The organism is Allocoleopsis sp. (genome assembly GCF_036703385.1).
Taxonomy (GTDB): Bacteria; Cyanobacteriota; Cyanobacteriia; order Cyanobacteriales; family Coleofasciculaceae; genus Allocoleopsis.
In genome coordinates this window covers 1-6301 of the sequence record NZ_DATNPA010000281.1, presented here as the reverse complement: position 1 = coordinate 6301, position 6301 = coordinate 1, and the positions used below count along the sequence as shown (strand labels likewise).

The following is a 6301-nucleotide window of genomic DNA, read 5'->3' as shown; positions in this document are numbered from 1 at the left end:
GAAGACATCGGTGGCTTCACGCGCATCTTTTGGCAGCACGGGGACGTTCTTAAAGACTTGTTTCGTGAAGTCCAATGCTTTATTGTCATCCCCACCTGTTTTTGTCACAGCACCCCAGAACGCCAAAAAGTTCCAGCGTGCACCACCAGAGGTTTTGGGGTTAGCGGTAATCACTTTTACGTCTGATTTTGCCAAGTCTGCCCAAGTTTGGATCTTTTTAGGATTTCCTTCGCGGGTAACGATCGCAGCTACAGATTTGCTAACAATGGCATCGTTGGCCGCTTTTGTTTCCCAACCCGGTTGAATCAGACCCGCTTTCTCAATTTTCTTGGTGTCGAGGGCGAGTGCCAGGTGTACGACATCAGCTTCCAATCCATCAATCACAGCACGGGTTTGGGAACCTGAACCCCCGTAGCTTTGCTTGAAGGTAACGTTTTGGCTATGGTCTTTCTTCCACTGTTCGACAAACTTGGGAATGATTTGATCGTGGGCGGCTTTAGTGACAGCGAACGAGACGAGGGTTACCTCCACGTCCTTTTTCTGGCCTGCCCCGCCGCTATTGGCAGAATTTCCGGGTGAAGCCGTGTCCTTCCCTCCAGGAGAGCACGCGGCGATCGCCACACTCAAGCTGACTCCCACGAGAAACAGGGATATAAACCCTCGCCGAGAACTGTAGTTTAACCCACTTTTTGGCGATCGCGGCCCTCCCTGCTCAACCCTTAGCACAGCCTTAACAACACTACTAATAGCTTGAAATATCAAGTGCTTCCCTGTATTGGAAAAGCGTTGCCACTTACTCATGAAAGTTCTCCTAAGAATCTACTGTAAATTTATCGAGATAAAGGAATAATATGGAATACTGACACGTTTCCCAAGATTTGGGAAGTAGTCTAGCAAAAAAATTCATCTAAATTCCGACTTGATTACCGGGGATTGTCGCTCCCTGAATGAAGTGTGCTGATTACCCTACTATTCTCTCTACTCTGAGAATAAAACGCTCCCTTATCAGTCCGTTGAATCTCGCCATACCCAGGGCTAGACCAGAGCGTCTCTACCCAACTTTTTCGCCACGATAGCAAATTATCCCGATTAGGCTGCACCACACAAGAAAAAGGAACTCAGCCAGGTTGTAACGCTAAGGTAGTCATCTCATGAAAAACGGGCAATGTCTTAAGTGTGGTTCGCGAGAAGTTTTTAGCAACACGAATCGAAAATTTCCCGCTCTCAATACCATGACCATCGGCTCTGGGAACTTCGGGAATCGCTACGCCTATCTCGATACGTATGTTTGCGTTCATTGTGGTTATGTGGAAAACTATGTAGCTAAACAAGCAGACTTGAACTATATCAAAGAGGAATGGACTGCCGTTAGAGAAGAGAGCGAGCAAGCCAGCAATTCCTCTGGTGAGCATAGAGACGGCTTGTCAAGCGATCGCCGTTTTTAAAGAGGCTTGCTGTGAAGGACGTCCTGCACCTTGAATTAAATCGGCTGCCTTTTCACCAATCATAATGGTGGGTGCGTTTGTATTTCCTGTAGTGATGGTTGGCATAATCGACGCATCCACTATTCGCAATCCCTCTATCCCATGAACCCGCAGTTTGGCGTCTACTACCGCCATTGAATCCGTTCCCATCTTGCAAGTGCCGACTGGATGCCAGATACTATCGACCACGTCCCGAACGTAAGCTTGGAGGGCTTCATCGCTAGTTATAGCGCTACCGGGAGCTACTTCCTCACCTCGGAATTCATCGAATACATCTGCCTCGAACAGTTGACGGATAATTTTCAATCCAGTCACCAGCTTTTGCAGATCTGATTCACTCTGAAGATAGTTCATCTGAATACAAGGTGAGTCTTGGAAGTCAGCAGAACGCAGAGTAACATGACCACGACTCTGGGGATGGAGTAAACAGGCTGTAATGGTGAATCCTGGGCCGTCTTGGGGATAGCCAGGAGGTGTCCATAAAACTGGCCCGGAGAACAACTGCAAATCGGGCGCAGCATCTAACTGGCTCTCGCTATGTAGGAACAATCCGGCTTCCGCGATATTGCTGGTTGGGGCAGGCTGCAAATCTCGAATAGCCCGATGTGCCACTGGGACTTGAAGGTGATCTTGGAGGTTCTGACCGACGCCTGGTAAATCCACGACGATGGGAATGTCGAGCGATCGCAAATGGTCTGCATTCCCAATCCCAGAGAGCATCAGCAGTTTAGGAGAATCGATTGCGCCAGCCGAGAGAATCACTTCTTTGTTGACTCGAACCTGATGCAACGTCCCCTGATGCAGGTATTCTACGCCAACCGTGCGCGTTCCCTCAAAGAGTAATCGCGTAACCAACGCTCCTGTTTGAGTGGTTAGATTAGTGCGATCGAGAATGGGTACTAGAAAAGCAGCTGCTACACTGTGGCGCTTACCCTCTTTGATTGTCAACTGATACAATCCCGCTCCTTCCTGCTGTGCGCCATTGAAATCAGGATTGCTTTCATAGCCCGTTGCCACAGCCGCCTCGATAAATTGCTGTGAGGTGACACCCGGAGCAATGGGATCGCTCACATTGAGCACTCCACCAACACTGTGAAATTCGGATGCGCCCCGTTGCTGGTTCTCAGATTTTTTGAAGTACGGCAACACCTCTGGGTAGCTCCAGCCCGGATTGCCTAACTCTCGCCACTGATCAAAATCGTGACGGTTGCCTCGGATATAGATCATGGCATTGATCGAACTAGTGCCACCCAAGACTTTCCCTCGTGGATAAAAAACTTTACGCCCGTTGAGGTGGGGTTCTGGTTCTGTCCAATACGCCCAATCTACCTCGCTGCCTAAGAGTTTTGTCCAGTCTAGGGGATTTTGAATTTCTGGTTTCGTTGCTGGCTCACCCGCTTCGAGCAACAACACAGTCGTTTCGCCGTTATCTGTAAGACGATTAGCAACGACACAGCCTGCCGAGCCTGCACCAATGACAACATAATCGTATTGAGTCATCACATCCTCGCTGATTGCACACTGTATTCTGAGAAAAACCACCCCGCCACGGGTAAACCCCACTGAGCTTTTTCATGGCGGCTACCTCTTAATAAATATGCTCCAAAAGTGAGCAACGGTCTCAAGTCGTGAACTTAGCAGTACTTTATTGACTTTAATACAGAAGAATACCAGAAGCCTGTCTAGTCTTCAAAGGCGAATGCAGCATTCTTCAATCCATACAAAACCGAGGTAGCTATCCAAATGTTGGATAGTTAATTCGTCATTTTTCTTGATAATCAATTAATAAAGACTAACAAGCTATTATAGTAGTAGATTCCTCCCTTAGGAGGGAAAGATCATGACTCTCAAAAAAATTCTGGTTGCTCTCGATCGCTCAGCTCAATCCCTTGCCGTATTTGAAAAAGCCCTGGAGATAGGCCACAACGAGGAATGTCAACTTTTGTTGTTTCACAGCCTTAGTAAAGATCCAGAGGGACAGTGGGCTCCTTTCATTGGAACCTTAGCTGACATCGACTTGTATGGAAGCTTCCACCAACTCCAGCGAAAGCATTTTCAACAAGAAATTGAGAAAGCTCATAGTTGGTTGCAAACCTATTGCCATCAAGCCATATTGAAGAATATTCCTAGCGAATTGGACTGCCAGCTGGGAGACGCTGGGTCGCTGATTTGTGAGACAGCCCAAAACTGGGGGGCAGATTTAATTGTTCTAGGTCGTCGAGGCCATCAAGGACTATCAGAACTTCTGTTAGGGAGTGTCAGTAACTATGTAGTGCATCATGCCCCTTGCTCTGTCTTGATTGTTCAAGGGATAATACCTGAAAAGGTCAATACGCCAGCTACAACGACTCAGGCAGATAGGAGCTAAGCTATTGCGCATTTAGTTTGCAAATTGGTGTTTAGCTAATTTCTGGTGGGATGAGCTAGATAGCCCATCCAGATTATTCGTTATGAGTCCAAAGAGGGGTTGAAAGTTGATTAATTAGCCTGTTGGGAAGGATGGAAAGTTAAAAATTATAACTTTCTAATCAATTCTACATGTTATTTGTCGTTTAAGTGAAAACATGTTATGCAATAGCCGAGAATCCTTCTAACCTGTAATCGGCAAGCTTTAGGTCTTGAATTAATAATAAAAATACCATTGAGGAAACAATTATGAGGTATCGGAACATTCCGATAGTTTTTTTACTTTCAATCACCGGAATGATTGGATTAATGACTACTCTTTCCTCTTGTGGAGTGGGGTCTTCTGACAGAGCTTCAACGCCAACTCTAACACCCGCGCCGGAAGGCGTGCAAAAAGAGGTTCAAAGAGCAATTGAACACTTACCCATCGGTCAGCATCTTCCGAAAGGTACGGTGGTCTACAAAGGTCCAATAGAACAGGCTGTTCCCGTGGGCTCTTTCCTTCCAGGTAGCGATATTGAGTACGTCGGATTGAAGAGCGATAAAATAGCTGAGGTTCGGATTACGGGACAGCGTGCCTTCAAAAGCAACGGCGACTCACTAGACTGGAAAGGGAGTCCTGTAGACGGGGTCATGGTGCAAGTACGCGATCGCGTATTGTGGCTCAGCCAAGATCGGTTACAGCTTGCTGGCACCATTAATCTGACGGTGAATGAAGTAACTCCTAAACCCGGTTCCATCCCGCAGATTTCAGACAACTCCACGCCCAAGCTGATAGTCTACAAACTACCTGTCATCTACCGAGTCAAGCGAGGAGAGACGATTCCCGGCACTACCTTGACTTACGCCGGGAAAACCGAGAAGGGTGCGCAGTTGGGTGGACTGCTCAAAGACGAATATCAGTACCGTGAGCTAGGCGACTCCATCTCTTGGCAAGGGCAACTCCGCTCCAAAGTTTACCTGGATTTAGTCGCACGCACAGTTTTTTACAACGAGGATAGTTTGAATGTCACCGGCGTGGCAACTATCATCCTGGCAACTAGGAATTGAGCAATATCTTGGTTTTCATAGGAAGTTGCATTTGTAGGTAAGCTGTCGCCCATTTAAGCAAGCCTATAGTTAGTAGCTAGGAGGCTTGTCTGCATTGGGTTTTCCCATCTTTAATTTGGAATTGGTTAGTACTTTGTCTCCCTTTGGGCTGAAATCCTTGTATGGCTCGGAAGCGACAAGTTGAAGCTCTCACAAACTATACATGTAGAGAATATAAGAGTTAATGAAGCCATAGGGCTAATCCATACATCAAGTAGTAAATAGGTCAACAATTGAGTACAGATAGTTTGAGGCTATAAAAACTTGAGGTCTTGTCTAACGAAGGTTTCCGATCCATTCTCCCCTTCGTTAAGGCTTAGGTTTTGATTTAATAGCCATCTCTTGCACTCTACTGATCGCTATGCGATACTCTCTTAATTGCGGTATTCCGACCGATTTACCGTAGATTGTACTGGGGCGACCTCGGTGGAATCGGTTGGCTATAAAAAAGGCCATTTAGGGGCAGTAAGAAATGTTACAAGATACTCAAGGATTAGACGTTACTACAGATTCGCCCGAAACCATTACTGCTATTAATCGCTATACTGACCAGGCACTGGCTTACGGGAAGGATGCCGTAGCCATTTTTAAAGGGATTGAGGCCGATCCCGAATGTGCGATCGCCAACGCTCATGCCGCTGCTTTGTACCTCTCCCACGAAAGAGCCGAGTCTCGTTGTCAAGCCTTGCCTTATCTCCAAGCCGCTAGACAGTATAAAAACAAGGCGACTGAGCGGGAAAAGCTTTATGTTTCGGCGGTTGAAGCTTGGGCAGTCGGTGCGATCAATCAAGCGATCGCCTACCTCGAAGTCCTCACCCAGAAATTTCCCCGTGATGTGCTTGCCGTCCAAATGGGGCAGTACCACTACTTCTATCAGGGGAACCCAAAAGCACTGCTCTCAATTGCCGAAAAAGTTCTCCCCGCTAACCGGGAAAATCACTACTTATACGGCATGATTGCCTTTGGTTTAGAGCAGTGCCACCGCTTCGATGAAGCGGAAGGAATAGGGCAATTGGCAACCGAAATGAACCGGAATGACCCTTGGGCACACCATGCAGTTGCTCATGTGATGGAAATGCAAGGCAGGCTTGAAGAGGGCATTGCTTGGATGGAAAGCCTCTCCGATACCTGGGAGAACTGCAATTCCATGCTTTACACACACAATTGGTGGCACATCGCTCTCTATTATTTAGAGAAGCAAGACTTTCAGAAAGTGCTATCGCTTTATGACTCTCACGTCTGGGGTCGTGCTTGGAAAGATTCCTCCAAAGACCCAATTGGTGCGATTTCCCTGCTGTTGCGGCTGGAATTAAGAGGAGTCG

At 47.2% G+C, this 6301-nt stretch carries 5 protein-coding genes and 1 pseudogene; 4 read left to right on the top strand and 2 right to left on the bottom strand.

Features of this window, described 5'->3' with window-relative positions:
• A partial coding sequence (locus V6C93_RS13465; RefSeq protein ID WP_333477168.1) for a sulfate ABC transporter substrate-binding protein occupies positions 1 to 801 on the bottom strand: 801 nt, incomplete at its 3' end.
• 350 nt (positions 802 to 1151) lie between these two features.
• Between V6C93_RS13465 and V6C93_RS13460 the strand changes: the two genes are divergently transcribed.
• The gene (locus tag V6C93_RS13460; protein ID WP_333477167.1) at positions 1152 to 1445 is read left to right on the top strand and encodes a hypothetical protein; all 294 of its coding nucleotides are present in this window, start codon (positions 1152 to 1154) and stop codon (positions 1443 to 1445) included.
• Here the strand turns inward: V6C93_RS13460 and V6C93_RS13455 are convergent.
• Positions 1425 to 2984 carry a GMC family oxidoreductase gene (locus V6C93_RS13455; RefSeq protein WP_333477166.1) on the bottom strand — a complete coding sequence of 520 codons (1560 nt, stop codon included), beginning with the start codon at positions 2982 to 2984 and terminating at the stop codon, positions 1425 to 1427. The two genes, V6C93_RS13460 and V6C93_RS13455, sit on opposite strands and share 21 nt — an antisense overlap.
• Positions 2985 to 3324: 340 nt before the next feature.
• On the opposite strand from V6C93_RS13455, the gene V6C93_RS13450 reads away from it, so the two are divergent.
• From V6C93_RS13450 to V6C93_RS13440, 3 genes and pseudogenes are all read left to right on the top strand, one after another.
• Positions 3325 to 3852: a universal stress protein gene (locus V6C93_RS13450; RefSeq protein WP_333477165.1), complete on the top strand. Its 528-nt coding sequence runs from the start codon at positions 3325 to 3327 to the stop codon at positions 3850 to 3852.
• A gap of 287 nt (positions 3853 to 4139) precedes the next feature.
• Entirely contained in the window at positions 4140 to 4940 is an 801-nt protein-coding gene (locus tag V6C93_RS13445) for a hypothetical protein (protein ID WP_333477164.1), read from the top strand.
• A 511-nt stretch (positions 4941 to 5451) separates the two neighbouring features.
• Positions 5452 to 6301 (top strand): annotated as a pseudogene (locus tag V6C93_RS13440) (tetratricopeptide repeat protein); the annotation flags it as partial.